This window comes from Mycobacterium sp. ML4 (assembly GCF_054515735.1).
On the sequence record NZ_JBTNSY010000042.1, the window covers coordinates 1 to 20180 of the forward strand.

Annotated in this window: 16 protein-coding genes and 5 pseudogenes; 11 read left to right on the plus strand and 10 right to left on the minus strand. The window is 67.7% G+C overall.

Features of this window, described 5'->3' with window-relative positions; translation table 11 throughout:
* Nucleotides 1-152: 152 nt before the first annotated feature.
* Nucleotides 153-2048 (plus strand): PE family protein, encoded by a 1896-nt coding sequence (locus tag ACX9NE_RS27890; RefSeq protein WP_459364976.1) that lies wholly within the window; start codon nt 153-155, stop codon nt 2046-2048.
* A gap of 183 nt (nt 2049-2231) precedes the next feature.
* A complete protein-coding gene (locus ACX9NE_RS27895; RefSeq protein WP_459364977.1) occupies nt 2232-2708 on the plus strand; it encodes a PE family protein in 477 nt (158 codons plus the stop codon).
* Between the two features lie 20 nt (nt 2709-2728).
* Here the strand turns inward: ACX9NE_RS27895 and ACX9NE_RS27900 are convergent, their stop codons facing one another.
* Together ACX9NE_RS27900 and ACX9NE_RS27905 are read right to left on the minus strand one after the other, a co-directional pair.
* Nucleotides 2729-3169 carry a PE family protein gene (locus tag ACX9NE_RS27900; RefSeq protein WP_459364978.1) on the minus strand — a complete coding sequence of 147 codons (441 nt, stop codon included), beginning with the start codon at nt 3167-3169 and terminating at the stop codon, nt 2729-2731.
* 85 nt (nt 3170-3254) lie between these two features.
* Nucleotides 3255-4238 carry a PE family protein gene (locus tag ACX9NE_RS27905; RefSeq protein ID WP_459364979.1) on the minus strand — a complete coding sequence of 328 codons (984 nt, stop codon included), beginning with the start codon at nt 4236-4238 and terminating at the stop codon, nt 3255-3257.
* Between the two features lie 306 nt (nt 4239-4544).
* On the opposite strand from ACX9NE_RS27905, the pseudogene ACX9NE_RS27910 reads away from it, so the two are divergent.
* Nucleotides 4545-6235 (plus strand): annotated as a pseudogene (locus tag ACX9NE_RS27910) (PE family protein).
* 9 nt (nt 6236-6244) lie between these two features.
* Here the strand turns inward: ACX9NE_RS27910 and ACX9NE_RS27915 are convergent.
* Nucleotides 6245-6527, minus strand: a pseudogene (locus ACX9NE_RS27915) (adenosine deaminase); the annotation flags it as partial.
* A 134-nt stretch (nt 6528-6661) separates the two neighbouring features.
* Here ACX9NE_RS27915 and ACX9NE_RS27920 point away from each other — a divergent pair.
* Nucleotides 6662-8537: pseudogene (locus tag ACX9NE_RS27920) on the plus strand (PE family protein).
* A 9-nt stretch (nt 8538-8546) separates the two neighbouring features.
* Here the strand turns inward: ACX9NE_RS27920 and ACX9NE_RS27925 are convergent.
* Genes ACX9NE_RS27925 through ACX9NE_RS27935 form a run of 3 tightly spaced genes read right to left on the minus strand, consistent with a single transcriptional unit; the run spans nt 8547 to nt 11310 of the window.
* Complete coding sequence (locus ACX9NE_RS27925) at nt 8547-9629, minus strand: adenosine deaminase (RefSeq protein WP_459364980.1); 1083 nt, start codon at nt 9627-9629, stop codon at nt 8547-8549.
* Nucleotides 9626-10912: a thymidine phosphorylase gene (locus tag ACX9NE_RS27930; RefSeq protein ID WP_459364981.1), complete on the minus strand. Its 1287-nt coding sequence runs from the start codon at nt 10910-10912 to the stop codon at nt 9626-9628. Before ACX9NE_RS27930 ends, ACX9NE_RS27925 begins: the two co-directional genes overlap by 4 nt.
* The gene (locus tag ACX9NE_RS27935) at nt 10909-11310 is read right to left on the minus strand and encodes a cytidine deaminase (protein WP_459364982.1); all 402 of its coding nucleotides are present in this window, start codon (nt 11308-11310) and stop codon (nt 10909-10911) included. Before ACX9NE_RS27935 ends, ACX9NE_RS27930 begins: the two co-directional genes overlap by 4 nt.
* Before the next feature lie 275 nt (nt 11311-11585).
* Here ACX9NE_RS27935 and sdhC point away from each other — a divergent pair, with 275 nt between their 5' ends.
* From sdhC to ACX9NE_RS27960, 5 genes are all read left to right on the plus strand, one after another.
* Nucleotides 11586-11924, plus strand: coding sequence for a succinate dehydrogenase, cytochrome b556 subunit (gene sdhC / locus ACX9NE_RS27940; protein WP_459364991.1), 339 nt, complete (start codon nt 11586-11588; stop codon nt 11922-11924).
* Nucleotides 11921-12400, plus strand: a complete 480-nt coding sequence (locus ACX9NE_RS27945; protein ID WP_459364983.1) for a succinate dehydrogenase hydrophobic membrane anchor subunit — start codon at nt 11921-11923, stop codon at nt 12398-12400. The genes sdhC and ACX9NE_RS27945 overlap by 4 nt, the downstream gene beginning before the upstream one ends.
* 134 nt (nt 12401-12534) lie before the next feature.
* Nucleotides 12535-14289, plus strand: coding sequence for a succinate dehydrogenase flavoprotein subunit (gene sdhA / locus ACX9NE_RS27950; RefSeq protein ID WP_459364984.1), 1755 nt, complete (start codon nt 12535-12537; stop codon nt 14287-14289).
* A complete protein-coding gene (locus ACX9NE_RS27955) occupies nt 14289-15080 on the plus strand; it encodes a succinate dehydrogenase iron-sulfur subunit (protein WP_459364985.1) in 792 nt (263 codons plus the stop codon). The genes sdhA and ACX9NE_RS27955 overlap by 1 nt, the downstream gene beginning before the upstream one ends.
* Nucleotides 15077-15943, plus strand: a complete 867-nt coding sequence (locus ACX9NE_RS27960; RefSeq protein WP_459364986.1) for an SCO6745 family protein — start codon at nt 15077-15079, stop codon at nt 15941-15943. Before ACX9NE_RS27955 ends, ACX9NE_RS27960 begins: the two co-directional genes overlap by 4 nt.
* Here the strand turns inward: ACX9NE_RS27960 and ACX9NE_RS27965 are convergent.
* The gene (locus ACX9NE_RS27965; protein WP_459364987.1) at nt 15855-16391 is read right to left on the minus strand and encodes a hypothetical protein; all 537 of its coding nucleotides are present in this window, start codon (nt 16389-16391) and stop codon (nt 15855-15857) included. The genes ACX9NE_RS27960 and ACX9NE_RS27965 overlap by 89 nt on opposite strands.
* A gap of 60 nt (nt 16392-16451) precedes the next feature.
* Here ACX9NE_RS27965 and ACX9NE_RS27970 point away from each other — a divergent pair.
* Nucleotides 16452-17075, plus strand: a pseudogene (locus tag ACX9NE_RS27970) (carboxymuconolactone decarboxylase family protein); the annotation flags it as partial.
* On the opposite strand, the gene ACX9NE_RS27975 reads toward ACX9NE_RS27970, so the two are convergent.
* Complete coding sequence (locus ACX9NE_RS27975; RefSeq protein WP_459364988.1) at nt 17076-17567, minus strand: DinB family protein; 492 nt, start codon at nt 17565-17567, stop codon at nt 17076-17078. It abuts the pseudogene before it with no gap.
* 28 nt (nt 17568-17595) lie between these two features.
* Nucleotides 17596-18192 carry a hypothetical protein gene (locus ACX9NE_RS27980; RefSeq protein ID WP_459364989.1) on the minus strand — a complete coding sequence of 199 codons (597 nt, stop codon included), beginning with the start codon at nt 18190-18192 and terminating at the stop codon, nt 17596-17598.
* A 236-nt stretch (nt 18193-18428) separates the two neighbouring features.
* On the opposite strand from ACX9NE_RS27980, the gene ACX9NE_RS27985 reads away from it, so the two are divergent.
* Nucleotides 18429-19862 carry a PE domain-containing protein gene (locus ACX9NE_RS27985; protein WP_459364990.1) on the plus strand — a complete coding sequence of 478 codons (1434 nt, stop codon included), beginning with the start codon at nt 18429-18431 and terminating at the stop codon, nt 19860-19862.
* A gap of 132 nt (nt 19863-19994) precedes the next feature.
* On the opposite strand, the pseudogene ACX9NE_RS27990 reads toward ACX9NE_RS27985, so the two are convergent.
* A pseudogene (locus ACX9NE_RS27990) lies at nt 19995-20180 on the minus strand (hypothetical protein); the annotation flags it as partial.

The window sequence follows — 20180 nt, forward strand, 5'->3', positions numbered from 1 at the left end:
CCGATCCGTGAGCGTCGCGGCTCAGGCGCGAGCAGTCCCGGCAGGCCACTGAGCGAACCCGTAATCGCAGAACGAAGTACTTGTCGTCTGAACGGCGTACGTTCATCTCAGCTTCGGCGTCTTCACTGCTATTCGTGTCAGGAGGCTGGTAGATGTCGGTGTTTGTGGTGGTGCCCGCGGAGCTGGACGCGGCGTCGGCGGCTTTGACGCAGGTCCGGCACGCGATAGAGCAAGCGTCCGCGGCGACGCGATGGACGTCGCAGCTCGTACCGGCCGCCCAGGATGAGGTCTCCACCGCGGTAGCAGCGCTGTTGGGCGACTACTCCCGGCAGTACCAGGCGGTGAGCGCGCAAGCAGCCCAGTTCCACGGGCAGTTCCTTCAGACACTGAACGGGAGTGGGCAACTCTATGCGGCCGCCGAGGCCGCCAATACTTCTCTTCTGCAGACCGTCGAAGAAGACGTCCTGGGACTGATCAACGCGCCGACTCAAACGCTGCTGGGTCGCCCACTGATCGGCAACGGCGCTGACGGCTCGCCCGGGTCGGGCCAGGCAGGGGGCGCGGGCGGGCTCTTGTGGGGCAACGGAGGCAACGGTGGGTCGGGAGCGCCAGGTAAGGCGGGCGGGTCGGGCGGGTCGGCCGGGTTGTTCGGTGACGGCGGAGCAGGCGGCGCGGGCGGCGCCGCGGCAGCGGCGGGCGGCTCCGGCGGCAACGGAGGGGCCGGTGGTGCCGGCGGCTGGCTGGGCGGTAACGGCGGTGTGGGTGGGATGGGAGGCGCCGGCGCAGCGGGCGGAGCCGGCCAGCCTGGCGGTAGCGGCGGCGCCGGTGGTGCCGGTGGCATAGCGCACGCCCTGGTCGGCTATTCCGGCGGCGCCGGAGGGTCCGGCGGCGCGGGTGGGTCTGGTGGACAGGGTGGCAATGCGACGACAGGCAACGGGCAAACGGGTGCCGATGCCGGAGCCGGTGGAGCCGGTGGACTGGGCGGCACGGCCACGGGCCTGTTCGGCTCTGGTGGGGCCGGCGGTTCAGGCGGCGCCGGCGGTCAAGGAGGCCAGGGCGGCACCGGTGGCGCAAATACAGACATCACACAGCCGGCCGGGTCCGGCGGCCACGGCGGGACCGGTGGCGCAGGCGGCGCGGCTGCTGCTGCCGGTGCCGGCGGGTTCCTGGGGACCGCTGGGCCCGCCGGTAATGGCGGTACCGGGGGCACCGGTGGGCAAGGAGGGACGGGCAGTCAGGGTGTGGCCACCCCGGGTTTCGCTAGTCAGGGTGGTCAGGGCGGCATGGGCGGAAACGGCGGCACGGGTGGCGGCACCCCGAGTGGTGGCCATAACGGCAGCGGCGGGGCCGGCGGCCTCGGTGGCAATGGCGGCGCCGGCGCCAGCACGACATTTACCACGTCGACTGCCGGTGGTGCCGGCGGTGGTGGGGGCGGCGGGGCGGGCGGCGCTGGTGGAAACGCCGGGACCGGCATTGGCTCCGGCGGGGCCGGCGGCTCGGGCGGGACCGGAGGCACCGGCGGCACCGGAGGCACCGCCACCGCGTTCGTCGCGGCAGCTTCACAGACTTCGTCCGGCGGAGGCGGTGGTCAGGGCGGTGCGGGTGCGACCGCGGTGGGCGCAATCGGCACCGCGGGCGGGGCCGGCGGCGGCGGAGGCGCCGGCGGTAGCTTCGTGAACGGGCAGCAATTCGGCGGTGGCGGCGGTGGCGGCGGCACCGGGAGCACCGGCGGAGCCGGCGGTGCCGGCGGCGGCACTTCGGTTGGCAGCAGGCCCTTGGCGACCGGGGGAATGGGTGGATCGGGTGACCCGGGCGCCGGCGGCGGTGGTGGCGGCGGCGGCTTCTCCTTCGGAACGAACGTCAAGACCGGTGGCAACGGTGTCAGTGGTGCATTGGGTGGGACCGGCGGCACCGGCGCGGGCACGAACCTCAACCAGGGCGGCGGTGGTGGGACGGTCAGCGTCGCCGTAGCCAACGGCGGCCGCGGCGGGCTGAGTTACGTGGGCGGATTCAGCGACGGAGTTAAGGGCCAGGACAGCTCCGTATAGCGGCGAGTCGGCGGCCATCGCCGGCGTCGGGCGTCAGCAACGACCTAGACCTGTCTCCGGAGGATCTCGGTTCCGGCACGACGGTGTCGCGCCCCGTGGGCATGCTTGCCTTCTCGATCCCGACGCGTTTGCATGAACCGGTCGTACCGTCGTCTACCGCGCGCTCAAGGGAAAGGAGCGTTCATGGCTGCCGTCATCGCGGCTCCCGACCTCATCGCCGCCGCGACTACCGACCTGGCGGCCATTCAATCCGCGCTCAGCGCGGCGATCCCGGTCCAGAAAGTGCTGCCGGCGGCCGCCGATGAGGTGTCCGCAAGCATCGCACATCTTTTCTCCCAGCACGGCCGGGACTACCTGGCGGCGTCATCGCAGGCCGAGGCGTATCACGAGCATTTCGCACAGCGATTGAGCGCCGCGGCAAACTCGTACGCCACTGCCGAAACCCATAACGCTGCCGTACTGGTGCCGCTGACCGCCGCGACCGCCATCGTGGCGCCGGACCAGATTTTCGCATCGCTGATCAGCGGCGTAACGGAGCTGTTCTGGCAATCACTGGCTTATCTTTACTATCTCGGATTTCTGCTGCTGATTCCGATTTACATCGCACTGGCGGCCTGGTTGCCACTGGCATTTCTGGGGTCACTTTTCGGTTTGACCTAGATCTCGAATGCACAACGGGATCAGCGCACGCCCGACGTATTCCACATTGGAAGCGCGTTGATTACCAGGGAATCGGCGGCCGACTGGTCGGCATCCGCGTAGGTCTGTGCGATCTGCGTAAGAGCCGTACCGGCTCGCATCAGCTCGTCCTGCGCCGCTTTGTTCACGCTCAACACCGATGCGGCTTCTGCATGAAAAGCGGCGACAGCCTGCATCGATACCTCGTCGGCACCGGCGGGCGCCAGCCCGGTGATCGACATTGCTGCGCGGTCTCCGGCCTGCAGGCTGCTGATGCCGATCTGAACCACCTGTGCGCCGATATCGCCGACGACCGGGTGAAATGTCATGGGTTCCATTGATGTATTCCTCTGCTTTGCGAAATCGGAATTTCTTCGTGAAGTCCAATCCGGCGGTTCGCATTTGTGGACGATTCGAAATTCAGCATCGAATTTGCGGATCATGCGCTGACACGTCCACGGCCTTTCAGATCGCCAGGCGTGCAGTCGCTGTTTGAGCCCCCCCGCACCACACCAGACGCGAGAACTCCTACCAACTCCCTGTGCCGCCCTCGCCGCCGTTGCCATGAAGCACTATCGGGCCGGGTTCCGTAGTGGTCGTCACAGGAATGTTGTGGTGGAACACCCGCGTCGGGTCCGTACTCCAGATGGGATTCACACCGGAAGTCCCGGCATCCGCCGTGCCGAAGCCGACCGTGGCGGGGTGGGCGGCGATGGTTGCGTTGGGTGAACCGGTCACCGGTGCCCCGGGATGCGGGGCAAGCCCCTGCCATCCGGTGCCACCTTCGCCGCCGTTGCCATGCAGCACCATGGGCCCGGTTGATGTCGTCGTTGCCGGAAAGTGATGGCTCTGAATCACTTGCGTGGGGTCGGTACTCCAGACGATCGGGTTCAACCCCGCAGTTCCTCCGCCACCGGCCATTCCAGAACTCACGCTGCCGGGGTTGCCGAAGCCGACGGTGGCGGTGTGGTTGGTCAGTCCCGCAATCGTCGCATTGGGTAAACCATCGGCCGGCAGCGTGAGCCGCATGACCGGTCCACCACCACCGTCGCCACCGTTGCCCACGAGAAGGACCGGCGAAGATGCCGCCGCGATCACGTGGCGGATCACCCGCATCGGGTCGGCGATGATGGGGTTCGTAGCCGGAATTCCTACACCGTTGGGCGTGCCGGCACCGAACATCGCCAGGTTGCTCACGCCCGCGGACTCAAGAGCGAGCCCGCTGGCGGCGTTCATGGCTTCTGCCGCCTGGTAAGCCCGTCCGCTGTTGGCCAACGCGTCGACGATGCTCTGGTGAATCGCGCCGGCCTCAGCTGCGATCGAGTGATAAGTCTGCGCGTACTGACTGAAGTGCGCCGCGATGGCCGCAGACACTTCGTCGGCCGCCGCCGGTAGCACCTCAACCGTCGCAAGCGCGGCGGCCGTGTTTGCCTGGCTAACGGTCGCGCCGATGCACTCCAGCGTTCCGGCAGGGGTGGTAAGCAGCTCCGGCGCAACGGTCACAAACGACATGCAGGTTTCCTCCTTGGCGACAGCGTTCTTCAGGTTCAGTTACATGTAGGACGATTTAGATCCGCATCATCCGGTTGAAAGACATCATTTCATAAATTCTGACTTATTGTCTAGTCCGCAGCGTTGCGTGATGAAATCCGGACGGATCAGTGCTGTTTCGCGGCAGCCCCGGCGCTCTTCCAGTTCCGAAGCCTCGGCCGCGGCGCGTGCCACCATGCGCGTTCTGCCGGAAGGAAGACATCACGCGTCGGCACTTGTACCGTTCGTTCTGCCGATGCTCACGGCGCGGGTGGTGGGAGGAATGCAATGTCGTTTCTTTTCGCGTCGTCACGGGGTTTGACGGCGGCGGTTTCGGATCTCACCGGCATCGGTGCGGTAATCGATGCCGCCAACTCCACGGCGACCGCGCCGACGGCGGAGTTGATCGCCGCCGCGGCGGACGAAGTCTCAGTGCAGATCGCGGCGTTGTTCTCCGGGCACTCGCGGGGATATCGGTCCGTGAGCGCAGAAGCCGCCGCGTTCCATGCGCAATTTGTGCGCGCGCTGACCGGGGCACCGACGCGTACGCCTTGGCGGAAGCCGCCAACGCCTCGCCTCTGCAGCTCATCGAGGATCAGGTGCTCGGTGTTGTCAATGCGCCCACCCAGGCCTTGCTCGGCCGCCCGCTGATCGGCGATGGCGCCAACGGGCAGACCGTCAATGGAGTCGGGCAGGCGGGCGGGGCGGGCGGCATCCTCTTCGGCAACGGCGGCCGAGGCGGTGACTCTACATCTCCCGGACGTGCCGGCGGCGCCGGTGGCGCCGCGGGATTGTGGGGCAACGGTGGCCTCGGTGGAACCGGCGGTGGCGGTGCCGCGGGTGGCAGCGGCGGATCAGGCGGGTGGCTCTACGGCAACGGCGGCGCGGGCGGTACCGGCGGGGCGGCGATCGCAGGGGTCAACGGCGGCCATTCAGGCATGGGCGGTAACGGCGGCAACGCCGTTGGGCTCGTAGGCGACGGAGGCGCCGGCGGGACGGGCGGCGCGGGACTGGCGGGTGTCGATGTTGTCAACCCCAACACCCGGTAATCAGGCCACTACCGGCGCCGTCGGCCAAGGCCAAAGCGTCTCAGTGGTTGCCAATGCCACCGGTGGCGACGGCGCCACCGGCGGCAACGCTGGCCTCGACGGGAAAGGTGGCAGCGGCGGCGCGGGCGGTACCGGCGCCATCGTCGCACCAGGCAAAGGCGATGCGACAGGCGGCCACGGCGGTGACGGAGGGGCCGGCGGCTTCGGGGGCGCGGGTGGTAGTGGGGGTTTCGCTATCTCAAGCAACGGTAACGTCGTTGGCGGTGCGGGTGGCAACGGCGATGACGGTGCAGTTCCCGGCGGCGCGGGCGGTGCCGGCGGGGCCGGTGGAAGTGCGGTAGGCAGCGGCAGTGCCATCGCCGGCGTGGGCGGTCATGGCGGCAGCGGCGCTGACGGGGCGTCCGGCGGCGCGGGCGGCATCGGCGGCGCCGGCGGTCCTGGCGGCGATGGCGGATCCGGTGGTGCGGGTGGCAACGGTGGGTCCGGCGGCGCGGGCGGTGCGGCCTCAGGCTGTTCGGAAACGGCGGCACGGGCGGAATTGGTGGTGCTGCCGGCGTCGGCGGAGCCGGAGCTGCTGGCGGTGCCGGGGGTTTCGGTGGTAACGGCGGCGGCGTCAACGGCGCCGTCGGGGCGCCGGTCTATAGCGGTAACGGCGGTATCGGCGGAGGGGGCGGGACCGGTGGTCACGGCGGTCACGGCGGAAGCGGCGGTGAAGGGGGCGCCGGTGGTTCCGGCGGGTTGCTGGTGGGCCAAGCGGGCGGCGTCGGGGGCAACGGCACTGGCGGCGCCGGAGGACTTGGTGGCGCCGCCGGTAGTGGCAGCCCCGGCGGTGTGGGCGGCGATATCTTTGGTAAAGGGATCCCGATTCCAGGTCTAGGCGGTGCCGACGGCACCGCCGGCCAGCCCGGCACCGACGGCGCCCCGGGCTAGTCCGACCACCTACCCGATCAGCACCGCATACCACCGCTCGTCGAAGTAAATGAACGCCGACTTCATCCGTTGATGGTGAAGCGCTGGAAGTCGGCCCCAGCCGTAACCGAAGGGGCTCATCACGGTGTCGCTCCTCAACCGGTCACAGTTACCCGAAAACGATTGCGCGGCCAACAGATTGAACGGGTGCTCGGCGATGCTGGCCCGCGCCGGTCGGCACGTTGAAGCTCGTACACATCTCTGGCGGAGCACACCTGTCCAGCAGGATCGTTGCCAGCCGACCTACCAAGACGGGCACCGTCCAGCCTTGCTCATATATGGCGAGCGTGAAACCTCATGTTCATTCGAAAGGCTAGGTGTCGCGCATATGTGCCTGTACGCTTCGGTTCTGCTCGACGCTCACCGTCGGGGATGAGAGGCTCTGCTATGTCGGTTCTCATCGCGTCGCCAGAGATGCTCACGGCGGCAGTTTCCGATCTAGCCGATCTTGGTTCGATCATCAACGCCGCCAATTGCGCGGTGGTCGGGCCGACAACGGGACTGACCGCCGCCGCCGACGAAGTGTCCGGACAGATCGCGGTGTTATTCTCCGCGCACTCCAAAGGCATATCAGGCGCTCAGCACCGAGGCTGAGGTCTTCCACGCCCAGTTCGTACAGGCCCTGACCGCGGGCAGGGCCGCATACGCCTCCGCGGAGGCCGCCAACGCCTCGCCGTTGCAGATCCTGGAGCAACAAATGCTCGCGGTGGTCAACGCCCCCACCCAGACCCTGCTGGGTCGCCCGCTCATCGGCAACGGCGCCGACGGCCAGACAATCAACGGGGTGGGTCAGCCCGGGGGCGCCGGCGGGTTTCTTTACGGCAACGGCGGCAGCGGGGGTAGCAGCACGGCCGCCGGGGTGGCCGGCGGCGCGGGCGGCGCGGCCGGATTCTGGGGCACCGGCGGTACCGGAGGCGGCGGGGGAGCCGGGTCGGCCGGTGGCGCCGGCGGGTCCGGTGGCTGGCTGTACGGCAACGGCGGCGCCGGCGGGGTCGGTGGCGCAGCGACGGCCGGCATCAACGGCGGGCACCCCGGGACTGGGGGCAGCGGCGGCAGCGCCGTCGGATTGATCGGTGACGGAGGGGCGGGCGGACGCGGCGGCGCGGGCCTGACCGGGCAAAACGGCGTCAATCCCACCCCCGGTCCCCAGGCCCCCACCGGGGCTAACGGCGCCGGTCAAGTCTTCGGCGCGGGAAATGCCAGCGGCGGTGACGGCGCTACCGGCGGCAACGGCGGGCCCAATGGCACCGGTGGCACCGGCGGCGCCGGCGGTCAGGCGGCCCTGATCTCGAACGGCAACGCCACCGCCGGGGCAGGTGGTGACGGAGGTGCCGGCGGGACCGGAGGTGCCGGCGGGACCGGCGGTTTTGCCGCCACCGGAAACGGCAACGCAACGGGCGGTGCGGGCGGTAACGGAGCCGATGGCGGAGTCCCGGGCGGCGCGGGCGGTGCCGGTGGGCCCGGCGGCTTGGGGGCAGCGGAACTTGCTGGCGTCGGAGGTGCCAGCGGTCACGGCGGTAACGGCGCTGCCGGCGCGTCCGGCGGCGCCGGCGGCACCGGAGGTGCCGGGGGAAGCGGTGGATCTGGCGGCCTGCTGAGCGGCAGCGGCGGAGCCGGCGGAGCGGGCGGGGCCGGCGGGGAGGGCGGTGCTGCCGGCAACGGAGGTAACGGCGGTGCCGGTGGCAGCCGCAACCCGAACTTCGTGACCGCTGTCGGAGGCGCCCTGAGTCAAGGCAGTGCCGGCGGTGACGGCGGTGACGGCGGTGACGGCGGACTCGGCGGTGCGGGCGGCGGCGGCGGTGCTGGTGGCGCCGGCGGTAACGCTCGGGGGTTGTTCGGCAACGGCGGGAATGGTGGCCTCGGCGGCAATGCCGGCGCTGGCGGTAGCGGTGGTGGTGGCGGTACCGGCGGCGTTGGCGGCGGCGGCGGGGATGCAAAAAGCACCGTGACCCCTGGACCCGGTCCCGTCCTTGGCGGTAACGGCGGCCTTGGCGGGGACGGCGGCGCCGGCGGTAATGGTGGCGACGGCGGTGGTAGGGGCGCTGGCGGGGCCGGCGGCGCCGGAGGGTTGTTGGTCGGCCAGTCCGGCGTCGCCGGCACCGCCGGCACCAACGCGGGCGGCGGTGTCGGAGGCGGCTTCGGCAGCGGCAGCGCCGGCGGCGCGGGCGGTCAGGCGTCGGGTGGTGCAGGGTTCAATGTCTTCGGCATCAAGGGGACCGCCGGTACGGACGGTCTCGCAGGCACCGACGGCGCCCCGGGCTAGTCCGGCCACCTACCCGATCAGCACCGCATAGCGCGGCTTGATCACCTCGTCGATGATCGCCAACCGCTCGTCGAAGTGAATGAACGCCGACTTCATCGCATTGATGGTGAAGCGCTGCAAGTCGGCCCAGCCGTAGCCGAAAGCCTGTACCAGACGGTGCATCTCCTGGCTCATCGTGGTGTCGCTCATCAACCGGTTGTCGGTGTTCACCGTCACCCGAAAACGGCTGCGTGCCAGCAGGTCGAACGGGTGCTCGGCGATGCTGGCCACCGCACCGGTCTGCACGTTCGAGCTCGGACACAGCTCCAGCGGAATCCGCTTGTCCCGCAAGATGGATGCCAGCCGGCCCACCGAGACGGTCCCGTCCGGGCTCAGCTCGATGTCGTCGACGATGCGCACCCCGTGGCCCAGCCGGTCGGCGCCACAAAAAGCGATCGCCTCGTGGATGGACGGTAGCCCGAACGCCTCCCCTGCGTGAATGGTGAAGCGCGCGTTGTTGTCTCGCATGTACTCGAAAGCGTCCAGGTGCCGGGTCGGCGGGTACCCGGCCTCGGCGCCGGCGATGTCGAATCCGACGACGCCCTTGTCCCGGAACCGGATCGCCAGCTCCGCGATCTCCCGCGACATCGCGGCATGCCGCATCGCGGTCACCAGGCAGCGTACTTTGATCGGCGTGCCCGCAGCGGCGCACGCCTTCTCCCCCGCCGTGAAACCGGCCAGCACCGCGTCGACGACTTCGTCGAAGGACAGCCCGCCGTTGATGTGCAACTCCGGGGCGAACCGGATCTCGGCGTAGACCACCGCGTCCGCGGCCAGGTCCTGCACGCACTCGTAGGCGACCCGGTACAGAGCGTCCGGCGTCTGCATTACCGCGACAGTGTGCGAGAACGGCTCGAGGTAGCGCTCCAGCGAACCGCTGTGCGAGCGCGTCCGGAACCACGTTGCCAACTCCGCGGCGTCGGTGGCCGGTAACTCGTCGTAGCCGACCTCGCCGGCGATCTCCAGCACGGTGGCCGGGCGCAGTCCGCCGTCCAGGTGATCGTGCAGCAGCGCCTTGGGCGCCTGCTGAATCTGCTCAAGGCTCAGGTTCATCGCGTGATCCGATCGATAATCAATGGTCTGGACGCGGGCGGGTCGTCGCCCACACTGAAGGCACCGTCCAACTCCGCCATCGCCGGACCGAAACGGTCCGGGGTCTCGGTGTAGAGGGTGAACAACACCTCACCCGCCGCGACCGGCTCGCCCGGACGCCGATGGATCTTGATGCCGGCGCCGTGCTGCACCCGCGCTCCCGGCCGGGATCTGCCCGCACCGAGACGCCACGCCGCCAGCCCCACCGCCATCGCGTCAATGTCGCCCATTGTGCCGCCCCGCGCGGCCGTCACGGTTTCCGAATACGCACCAATCGGCAACGGTTTCGACAAATCGCCGCCCTGGGCGGCCACCAGCCGGGCGAACCGGTCCATCGCCGTGCCGTCGCGCAGCGTCTGCGCGGGGTCGACACCGTCGACGCCGGCCAGCTCCAGCATCTCGGCGGCCAACCGCAGGGTGAGCTCCACCACGTCGGGCGGCCCGCCGCCGGCCAGTACCTCCAGCGCCTCCTGCACCTCGACGGAGTTCCCGACGGTTGCACCCAACGGGCACTCCATGTCGGTGAGCAGCGCGCGGGTGGGCACCCCGTGCGCAATGCCCAACTCGACCATGGTGTGCGCCAATTCGCGCGACCGCGCTTCGGGCTTCAGGTACGCACCCGAGCCGACCTTGACGTCGAGCACCAGCGCGTCCGCTCCCTCGGCCAGCTTCTTACTCATGATCGAACTGGCGATCAACGGCAGCGACTCGACGGTGCCGGTGATGTCGCGCAGCGCGTAAAGCTTGGCGTCGGCCGGCGCCAGCTCGCCGGCCGCGAAGATCGCGGCCCCGACGTCGCAAAGCTGTTCGCGCAGCCGCTGGTTGGACAGGGTCGCGCTGAATCCCGGTATGGACTCCAGCTTGTCCAGGGTGCCGCCGGCGTGCCCCAGTCCACGCCCGGCCGCCTGCGGCACCGCGGCACCGCAGGCCGCGACGACGGGCACCACCGGCAGCGTGATCTTGTCACCGACGCCACCGGTGGAGTGCTTGTCGACGGTCTTCAGACCCAGATCGGTGAAGTCCATCCGCGGGCCCGAGGCCAGCATGGCGGCGGTCCAGCGGGCGGTCTCCTCGCGGTCCATGCCGCGCAGAAAGATCGCCATCAGCAGGGCCGACATCTGTTCGGGCGCAACCGTGCCGTCGGTGTAGGCCGCGATCACCCAGTCGATGGCCGCGTCAGACAACCGGCCGCCGTCCCGCTTGGTGCGGATTATCGTCGGCGCATCGAATGTCATGTCCGTCAACGGGATTGCCGGAACAAGTCGTCGGGACCGAAGGCGTCGGGCAGCAGCTCCCCGAGTGGCCGCGCACCGGCAGGATGGTCGATCAACATTTCCGGGCCACCGTGTTCGAGCAGCACCTGACGGCATCTTCCGCACGGCATCAACAGCGAACCGCCGGAGTCCACACACGCCAGCGCCAGCAATCGGCCGCCGCCGCCGGAGTGCAGCGCGCACACCACCCCGCACTCGGCACAGAGACCAAGACCATATGAGACATTCTCCACATTGCAGCCGGTGACAATACGCCCATCGTCGACCAGCGCGGCCGCCCCGACCTGGAACCGCGAATACGGTGCGTACGCTTCCGCGCAAGCAGCAACTGCCTTGTCCCGCAACGTATCCCAATCAACATCCGACACTGTGCAACTCTGTTCGCCGTTGGGTCTGACTCTCCGAGCCCACCCTAGCCCGGCCCCGACACACGAGGTGGATCACATTGTTGAGCTACCGCGGGCAACCTTCGCCGAGCTAAGCTCGCGATTGCCGGCGATGGCCCTTTATCAGCCGGTTTCCCAACGGTGTGGATGAGGTGAGCACTCAGGTGGTTTTGAAGACGGCAACCACGGATCCGCCAGTCTCGGAAACGTCACGCAAGCGCAAGCCACCGCGGACCCTGTACCGCGGAGACCCCGGCATGTGGGCGTGGGTGCTGCACCGCATCAGCGGGGCCACGATCTTCTTCTTCCTGTTCGTCCACGTCCTGGACTCGGCCGTGCTGCGGGTCAGCCCGCAGGCATACAACACCGTGTTGGCCGACTACAAGACCCCGGTCGTCGGCCTGATGGAATACGGCCTAGTGGCCGCCGTAGGCTTCCACGCGCTCAACGGGATCCGGGTGATCCTGATCGATTTCTGGTCCGAAGGCCCCCGCTACCAGCGACGGATGTTGTGGATCGTCGCGGTGACGTTCCTGGTGATGCTGGTGATGGCCGGCGTGGTCACCGGCATCCACATGTGGGAGCACTTCACATGAGCAGTCCCGACCTTCAACTCGGACTTCAAAAGGGACCAAGCCAGCAGGCACCGGTGCGGCAACGCAGCTACTACCGTCCGGCCAGCCTGGACAACCCTCGTTCGCCGCGCCGCCGCGCCGGCATCCCGAACTTCGAGAAGTTCGCGTGGCTCTTCATGCGGTTCTCCGGCATCGCGCTGGTGTTCCTGGCGGTCGGGCACCTGTTCATCATGCTGATGTGGGACAACGGGGTGTACCGCCTGGATTTCAACTTCGTGGCGCAGCGGTGGGCCTCGCCGTTCTGGCAGGTGTGGGACCTGCTGCTGCTGTGGCTGGCACAGTTGCACGGCGGCAACGGCATTCGCACCATCATCGACGATTACAGCCGCAAGAACATCACCCGGTTCTGGCTGAACGCACTGCTGACGGTGTCGATGGTGTTCACGTTGATGCTCGGGACGTATGTGTTGATGACGTTCAACCCCAACATTTCGTGAAAGGCGACATTCTCGTGAAAGGCCAACATGTTTGAGCCACCTCTCCCCCGCAAGCGGGAGGTGCCCCCTCATCGCTTCGTCCCCCTCGCCGCTACGCGGCCTGAGGTGTCCCCACTGCCTCGTCGGTGGCTGCGGTGATCGAGCAACACCGATACGACGTGGTGATCGTCGGCGCCGGGGGCGCCGGCATGCGTGCCGCGGTGGAGGCGGGCCCTGCGGTCCGCACAGCGGTGCTCACCAAGCTGTACCCGACCCGCAGCCACACCGGCGCGGCACAGGGCGGCATGTGCGCCGCGCTGGCCAACGTCGAAGAAGACAACTGGGAATGGCACACCTTCGACACCGTCAAGGGCGGCGATTATCTCGCCGACCAGGATGCGGTGGAGATCATGTGCAAAGAGGCGATCGACGCGGTGCTCGACCTGGAAAAGATGGGGATGCCGTTCAACCGCACCCCCGAGGGTCGTATCGATCAGCGCCGGTTCGGCGGTCACACCCGCGATCACGGCAAAGCGCCGGTGCGCCGGGCCTGTTACGCGGCCGACCGCACCGGCCACATGATCCTGCAGACGCTGTACCAGAACTGCGTCAAGCACGACGTGCAGTTCTTCAACGAGTTCTACGCACTGGATCTGGCCCTCACCCAGACCCCCACCGGCCCGGTGGCCACCGGGGTCGTGGCCTACGAGTTGGCGACGGGCACCATCCATGTCTTTCACGCGAAGGCGATCGTGCTGGCGACCGGCGGCTCCGGGCGAATGTACAAGACCACCTCCAACGCGCACACCCTGACCGGCGACGGCATCGGCATCGTGTTCCGTAAAGGACTTCCGTTGGAGGACATGGAATTCCACCAATTCCACCCCACCGGCCTGGCGGGTCTGGGCATCCTGATCTCCGAAGCGGTGCGCGGCGAGGGAGGGCGGTTGCTCAACGCCGACGGCGAACGTTTCATGGAGCGCTACGCCCCGACGATCGTCGACCTGGCACCACGCGACATCGTCGCCCGCTCGATGGTGCTCGAGGTGCTGGAGGGTCGCGGCGCCGGACCGAATAAGGACTACGTCTATATCGACGTCCGTCATCTCGGCGAGGACGTCCTGGAAGCCAAGCTGCCTGACATCACCGAGTTCGCCCGGACCTACCTCGGCGTTGACCCGGTGCACGAGTTGGTGCCGGTCTACCCCACCTGTCACTACGTGATGGGCGGCATCCCGACCACCGTCACCGGACAGGTGTTGCGCGACAACACCAACACCGTGCCCGGCCTGTTCGCGGCCGGTGAGTGTGCGTGTGTGTCGGTGCACGGCGCCAACCGACTGGGCACCAACTCGCTGCTGGACATCAACGTCTTCGGGCGCCGCGCCGGCATCGCCGCGGTCCACTATGCCCGGAGCCACGACTTCACGGACATGCCGCCGGATCCGGCCGCCATGGTGGTCGGCTGGGTGCGCGACATCCTCTCCGAGCACGGCAACGAACGCGTCGCTGACATCCGCAGCGCCCTGCAGCAGTCGATGGACAACAACGCCGCGGTGTTCCGCACTGAGGAAACGCTGAAGCAGGCGCTCACCGACATCCACGCGCTCAAGGAGCGGTACTCCCGGATCACGGTGCACGATAAAGGAAGACGCTTCAACAGCGACCTGCTGGAGGCCATCGAGCTGGGCTTCCTGCTGGAGCTGGCCGAAGTCACCGTGGTGGGCGCGCTCAACCGAAAGGAGTCGCGCGGCGGCCACGCCCGCGAGGACTACCCCAACCGCGACGACGTCAACTACATGCGGCACACCATGGCATACAAGGAAGGCAGCGACCTGCTCAGCGACATCAGGCTGGACTTCAAACCCGTCGTGCAGACCCGCTACGAGCCGAAGGAGCGGAAGTACTGATGTCTGTCGAGACACAGGTCGATACATCCGACCCGCCGTTGCCGCCGGTGCCCGAGGGCGCGGTGATGGTGACCCTGAAGATCGCCCGGTTCAATCCCGACGATCCGGAGAGGTTCGCGGCAACGGGTGGCTGGCAGAGCTTCCGGGTGCCCTGCCTGCCCAGCGACCGGTTGCTGAACCTGCTGCTGTACGTCAAGGGCTATCTGGACGGGACCCTGACCTTTCGGCGGTCCTGCGCGCACGGCGTGTGCGGGTCGGACGCGATGCGGATCAACGGGCTCAACCGGTTGGCCTGCAAGGTGCTGATGCGCGATCTGCTGCCGAAAAAACCGGGCAAGAAGCTGACCGTCACGATCGAGCCGATCCGCGGCCTGCCGGTGGAAAAAGACCTCGTGGTCGACATGGAGCCGTTCTTCGATGCCTACCGGGCGATCAAGCCCTACCTGATCACCACGGGCAACCCGCCCACCCGCGAACGCATTCAGAGCCCCACCGACCGCGCCCGCTACGACGACACCACCAAGTGCATTCTGTGCGCCTGCTGTACGACCAGTTGCCCGGTGTTCTGGTACGAGGGCAGCTACTTCGGCCCGGCGGCGATCGTCAACGCCCACCGGTTCATCTTCGACAGCCGAGACGAAGCCGCGGCGCAGCGCCTCGACATCCTCAACGAGGTGGACGGGGTGTGGCGCTGCCGTACCACGTTCAACTGCACCGAGTCCTGCCCGCGCGGCATCCAGGTGACCAAGGCGATCCAGGAAGTCAAGCGCGCGGTGATGTTCTCCCGTTGAGCGCGCACCGAACCCCTGCGCTCGCCCGGCGGTTGTACGACCGCTTCGAACCGATCCACGCGTTGACGTACTTCGCACCCGAAGCGCGAGCGGCAATGGACAGTGTGGGATATCGCGGGTTCTGGATGGGGTATTTCGCCGCACGTTCGGCCCCGTTGGGTGCGGTGCCAGCGGAGGTGGTGACGGCTGTCTTCTACAATTTCGCGCACGCTCGGGTGGCCAAATCACTTCCGGCGGCGTGGGAGATCGCCGGGCCGACCGCCGCGCTCGGCGCGCGCCTGGATTCAGCGGTGGCGGCGCTGCGCCGCTGCGGAGTTTCAGAAGATGAAAACGTCACGGTGGCAGCACAATTGGCGGTTCGGACCGCACTTGCCGCGGCAGTCGACGGCCGCGCGTTGTTTGCTGCCAACGTGGCCTTGCCGGTGCCGTCCGAACCGGTGGCGGCGCTGTGGCACGCGAGCACCCTATTGCGCGAGCACCGGGGCGACGGGCACGTAGCCGCGCTGGTGGCCGCGGGGATCACGGGCCGCGAGTCGAACGTCTTTCACACGGCGGCCAGCGCCGTGTCCGAGGAATTCATGAAGCGTTCGCGTCACTATGACGAAGACGAGTGGGAGACCTGCCGGCACAGCCTTGCGGACCGCGGGCTGCTCGATGCCCGAGGCGCGTTGACTTCGGCGGGACGTGATCTCAAGCACGAGATCGAGTCCACCACGGACGCTTTGGCGCTGCGTGCGTTCGATGCGCTCGACGACGACGAACTGCAGGCCGTGTTCAGCGCGCTGACCCCGGTCGCGCGGACGGTGATCGCCGCCGGCGACGTGCCCGCCGCCACACCCATGAGTACCCGCCTTGATTTCTAGCCAGCTTCGCCCCTTCTTTGGACGCTGCGTACGCTGCCACCAGCGCTTCGATCACGCCGTTCCACGACTCCTCGTCGACACACAGTCGGCTTGCGGTCAGCACCAACCGATCCGGTGCACCCGGGAGCAGCGACACCGCGAACAGTCGTCCGGTGCGCATGTCGTAGCTGGCGCGTTGCCTGGCGATCACCTCCGAGACGCCGACGCCGGGCGGCTCCACCGCCCAGCTCCAGCAACCGCCCGGGCGTGACAGCCACCGGTCCCGGCTGGGCTCGAACACCGCACCAAGGGTGGGGTTGGCGTCGAAGACCGCGTCGACCGCGGCGCGGATGCCTGTCTGATCCAGCCGCGAGCCGGCGACCAGAACCTCTTCAAGCGTCCAGTCCTCGAGTTCTTTCAGCTGCGGGAATTCGGTAAAAGCCCAATACGAAGACGTTGCCTGCTCCACCGGCCCAGACTCCGCCGCGGCACTTGGTGGATCCTTGGCGGATTCTTGGAGCCGTCCTTGTCACAACTCGGCAGACCGTCTCGTCTCAGAGGTATGACGCAGAAAACCCGCATTCAACCCTTGCCTCCCAACAGCGCCGGACTGCTGGTACGCGCCATGTACCGGGTCGCCAAGCGACGCTTCGGCGAAGTGCCCGAACCATTCACCGTCGCAGCGCACCACCCTCGGTTGCTGGTCGCCAACGCCGTGCACGAGATGATGCTGCAGAGCGCGTCACGCACTCTGCCGGCCAGCGTGCGCGAATTGGCGGTGTTCTGGACCGCGCGGACCGTCGGCTGCTCGTGGTGTGTCGACTTCGGGGAGATGTTGCAGCGGCTGGACGGATTGGACATCGAGCGACTCAAGGACATCGATGATTACGCGACTTCGCCGCTGTTCTCCGACGAGGAGCGCGCCGCCATCGCCTACGCCGACGCCATGACCACCGACCCGCATTCGGTCACCGACGAACAGGTCGACGATCTGCGCGCCCGCTTCGGTGAGGCCGGGGTGATTGAGCTGACCTACCAGATCGGCGTCGAGAACATGCGGGCACGGATGTACTCGGCATTGGGTATCACCGAGCAGGGCTTCAACTCCGGCGACGCGTGCCGGGTGCCCTGGGCTGACTCACCGAGCGCCTGATCAAGCGCTGCTGCCGTTCGACAGTCGCAGTTGCCGTCGGTGGTAACCGTAGTGGCGGCCGGGATACCAGCACACGTCGGCAAGGCTCATATATTCGCGGAAGTAAGGGTCCCAACGAGTGGGAAAGAACATGCCCCTTCTCAACTCGGTGTCATCGAGGCCGGCGATCCGCCGTTGCAGGCTCCCGATCGTTCGATCCATCTTGGCGCCCATGCGATTTCGGTTGTAGAACGACGCAGCCAGGCACGTTCCGTAGTAATTGATGAGGTGGAAGGGCTGTGCGGCGGAATTCAGCATCCGAGCGTAGTTCCGGCTGAACGCATCCGGAAGTCGCCCGAAAATCCGCACGAGGCTCAATAACCGCAGCACGACCATGTAGCCGAAGACCATGTGGAACAACAGTTGTTCGTTGGTCCATTTCGTCTCGGACGTCGCGCTGTCCCACTCGTCCTCGCCGACGACGCTCAACAGATAATGGAAGTCGGCGCGCACCCGTTCCAGATCGGCCGTCAGGGCGGCCCTATTGCCGATGGTGCGGTCCCATCATGCCGCCGGGGCCCATCATGCCGCCCGGGCCCATCATGCCGCCCATCATCCCCTGCATCATCGCGGGCATCCCGTCGCGCACGAAGCCGCTGACCTCCTCGGCATGCGCGCGGATCGTCTGAACGAGATAGGGGTCATCAGCCGTCTCCTCGGCGACCACCCCGGTCGGAGTGAACGTGAGCCGGCGACGATATCCGCCGGCGCTGCGAAAAAGTGCCGGCAGCGTGGGGCTCATGCACATGACCTCCGAGCCCTGCCCTAACCGCACGTACATGTTGGAGACGTGGGCCTGCAACTGCGCGGCCAGGTCGGGCGAGGTTGACTCGGTGGTCGTGCGCACGCCACCCGGTATTTCTTCCACTGTGCGCGTGATCTCGTTGTGCCGGGCGAACATGTCCCGATAGACCTGCATGTCGGCGGCGCCGACACCCATCCCACCGTCGCCGGGCCCATTGACGAGGCGCACCCTCGTCGTGGACGGTCCGGCCAGGCCGCGGATGACGTGGGCGAGGCCGAGCGCACCGCCTGCCGCCAACGCGCCGAACATCGCCAGCACCGCACGGCGACTCATCAAAGGCGCCATTCTGACCTCACTCGAGAGCGGCCGATCACTATGCAGATGATCGCGCAGCCAAACGGGCGCGGATAGGGCATTTCGGCCTATGCCGCCGGCCACGGTGTCGCGGACAACGTCCGGGTCCCGCATTCCGGTCAAATCGTTCAATTTGTGAACTAAATCGCGTCCGAACTCGTAGCATTTGGCAGCAGTCCTGAGATTGTCGGGCCACCGGGGAATGGGAGCCGCCGATGTCGTCGTACGTGATTGCCGCGCCTGAAGCTTTGGCCTTGGCGTCGGGGGACTTGGCCGGCATCCGGGAGGCGATCGAAGGCGCCGCGGCCGCGGCGGCGCCCTCGACGACGGGCATCGCGGCGGCCGCAGCCGACGAGGTGTCGGCGGCCATCGCGAACTTTTTCGGCAGTTATGCCGATGAGTTGCAGGCACTGACCGCGCGGACGACGACACAGTTTCACAGCGCCTTCGAGCGTGCGGTGAGCGCGGCCGGTGCCGCCTACGCGGCCGCTGAGGCCGCGAACGCGTCGCCGCTGCAATCTCTCCTGCAGCAGGCCGAAAGCCTGCTTCCGGCGCCAATTCGACAACTGCTGCCGGCTCCGCTGGTCAACGGCACGGGTGTCGCGATGCTCGGAGCAGTACTCAACGCGGGCACCGACGCCGTGGGTCTGGGCCGGGTGATCAACTTCCCTTCGACAGTAACCCTCGCCGCCCCCGGCACGGGGGGAGTCACCGGGGTGCGGATCGGGTTCTCGTTCCTGCAGATCCCGATTGGCCCCAGCTCTTTCCTGGGGATCACGATTCCCCAGTTCAACTATCCCGCTCCCGCGTGGTGGTACTTCCCGACGCAGGTGAACGGGTCGGTGACTGCCAACGGCACGCTTTACCTGCAGCACGGTTTCGGCGCGTTCGGTTTGTTGTACCAGCCGCTGGCGATCGATCTGGCGAGGCAGACCAACAGCATCGTGGTCACTCCGACCGTGCCGTCGATTCCGCTGCCGTTCGGCCTGTTTATCGGCAGCCCGGAGATGCAGCAGGGCGTGGCGTCACTGTTCCAGGGATCCCAGGCAGCGCTGAACATCAGCGCACAACACGCAGGGTTCTTCGGCACGCTGCCGCAAGATTTCATCCTGTCCGGGCACTCGGCCGGTGGTGGCCTGGCGACGATCGCCGGCGGCAATTACCTGGCGAACCTCGGTGGCGCCACCAACCACCTCAAGGGTGTGGTGATGTTCGACGGCGTCGCCAACAACGCCTCGGTCTTCGGCGGGGCGATCACCAACCTGAAGGCCGCGGGTGTCCCCGTCTACACGGTGGCCGCGCCGCCTCAAGCGTGGAATGCCTTCGGCGCCACCACAAATCAACTGGTCAGCCTGTATCCGAACCAGTTCGTCGGGGCCGAGATCGTGGGGGGCTCGCACGTCGACTCGATGCTGGGGCTGAGCCGGATCACCGATCTCATCCTGCAATTGGTGACCGGGTTCTCCCCTCCTGGCGCCACTGCGGCCGTGTACACGCTGTCCGGCGGTTGGATCAACGACCTGTGGAACGGGTTGGGTCCGACAAGCCCGGGAATTCAAGGGATCTACGGACCCACCGGCGGCTACGTTCCCCCCGGCGGTCAGGCGGTCTTCCTCGGGCCGACCGCAGCGATCATCCTGCCGGTGTAGTCCGCATCCGCGATTCCGGCGGACTTGTCGCAATTGGCCATCCCGTCGCGCACGGTCCCGACTCGGCTCGGGTCAGAGCGCGGCCGCGGTGAGGTGGGTGACGGTTGCACTACCGGTCGCGGCTAAACCCGCTCAATTGTTCGTCGGTGGTGGTTGGGGTTGGAAGGGGTCGTACCACTTCCATTGGGCGCGTTCGCCGGTGGGCCCGGGGCAGGGTGCGACGTCGGGTGGGGGGCTGGTGGGTGGGCGGGCCAGTGAGCCTGGGTGTAGCGGGTCTCCGTCGCTGTCGGTGACGCTGAGATGCTCGGCGTCTCCGGT

Coding starts and splice junctions, on each gene's coding strand:
- ACX9NE_RS27900 (WP_459364978.1), bottom strand. CDS start 3,169: ATGATCCGCAAATTCGATGCTGAATTTCGAATCGTCCACAAATGCGAA.
- ACX9NE_RS27905 (WP_459364979.1), bottom strand. CDS start 4,238: ATGTCGTTTGTGACCGTTGCGCCGGAGCTGCTTACCACCCCTGCCGGA.
- ACX9NE_RS27955 (WP_459364985.1), top strand. CDS start 14,289: ATGTCTGTCGAGACACAGGTCGATACATCCGACCCGCCGTTGCCGCCG.
- ACX9NE_RS27925 (WP_459364980.1), bottom strand. CDS start 9,629: ATGAACCTGAGCCTTGAGCAGATTCAGCAGGCGCCCAAGGCGCTGCTG.
- ACX9NE_RS27980 (WP_459364989.1), bottom strand. CDS start 18,192: ATGAGTCGCCGTGCGGTGCTGGCGATGTTCGGCGCGTTGGCGGCAGGC.
- ACX9NE_RS27985 (WP_459364990.1), top strand. CDS start 18,429: ATGTCGTCGTACGTGATTGCCGCGCCTGAAGCTTTGGCCTTGGCGTCG.
- ACX9NE_RS27945 (WP_459364983.1), top strand. CDS start 11,921: ATGAGCAGTCCCGACCTTCAACTCGGACTTCAAAAGGGACCAAGCCAG.
- ACX9NE_RS27895 (WP_459364977.1), top strand. CDS start 2,232: ATGGCTGCCGTCATCGCGGCTCCCGACCTCATCGCCGCCGCGACTACC.
- ACX9NE_RS27890 (WP_459364976.1), top strand. CDS start 153: ATGTCGGTGTTTGTGGTGGTGCCCGCGGAGCTGGACGCGGCGTCGGCG.
- sdhC (WP_459364991.1), top strand. CDS start 11,586: ATGTGGGCGTGGGTGCTGCACCGCATCAGCGGGGCCACGATCTTCTTC.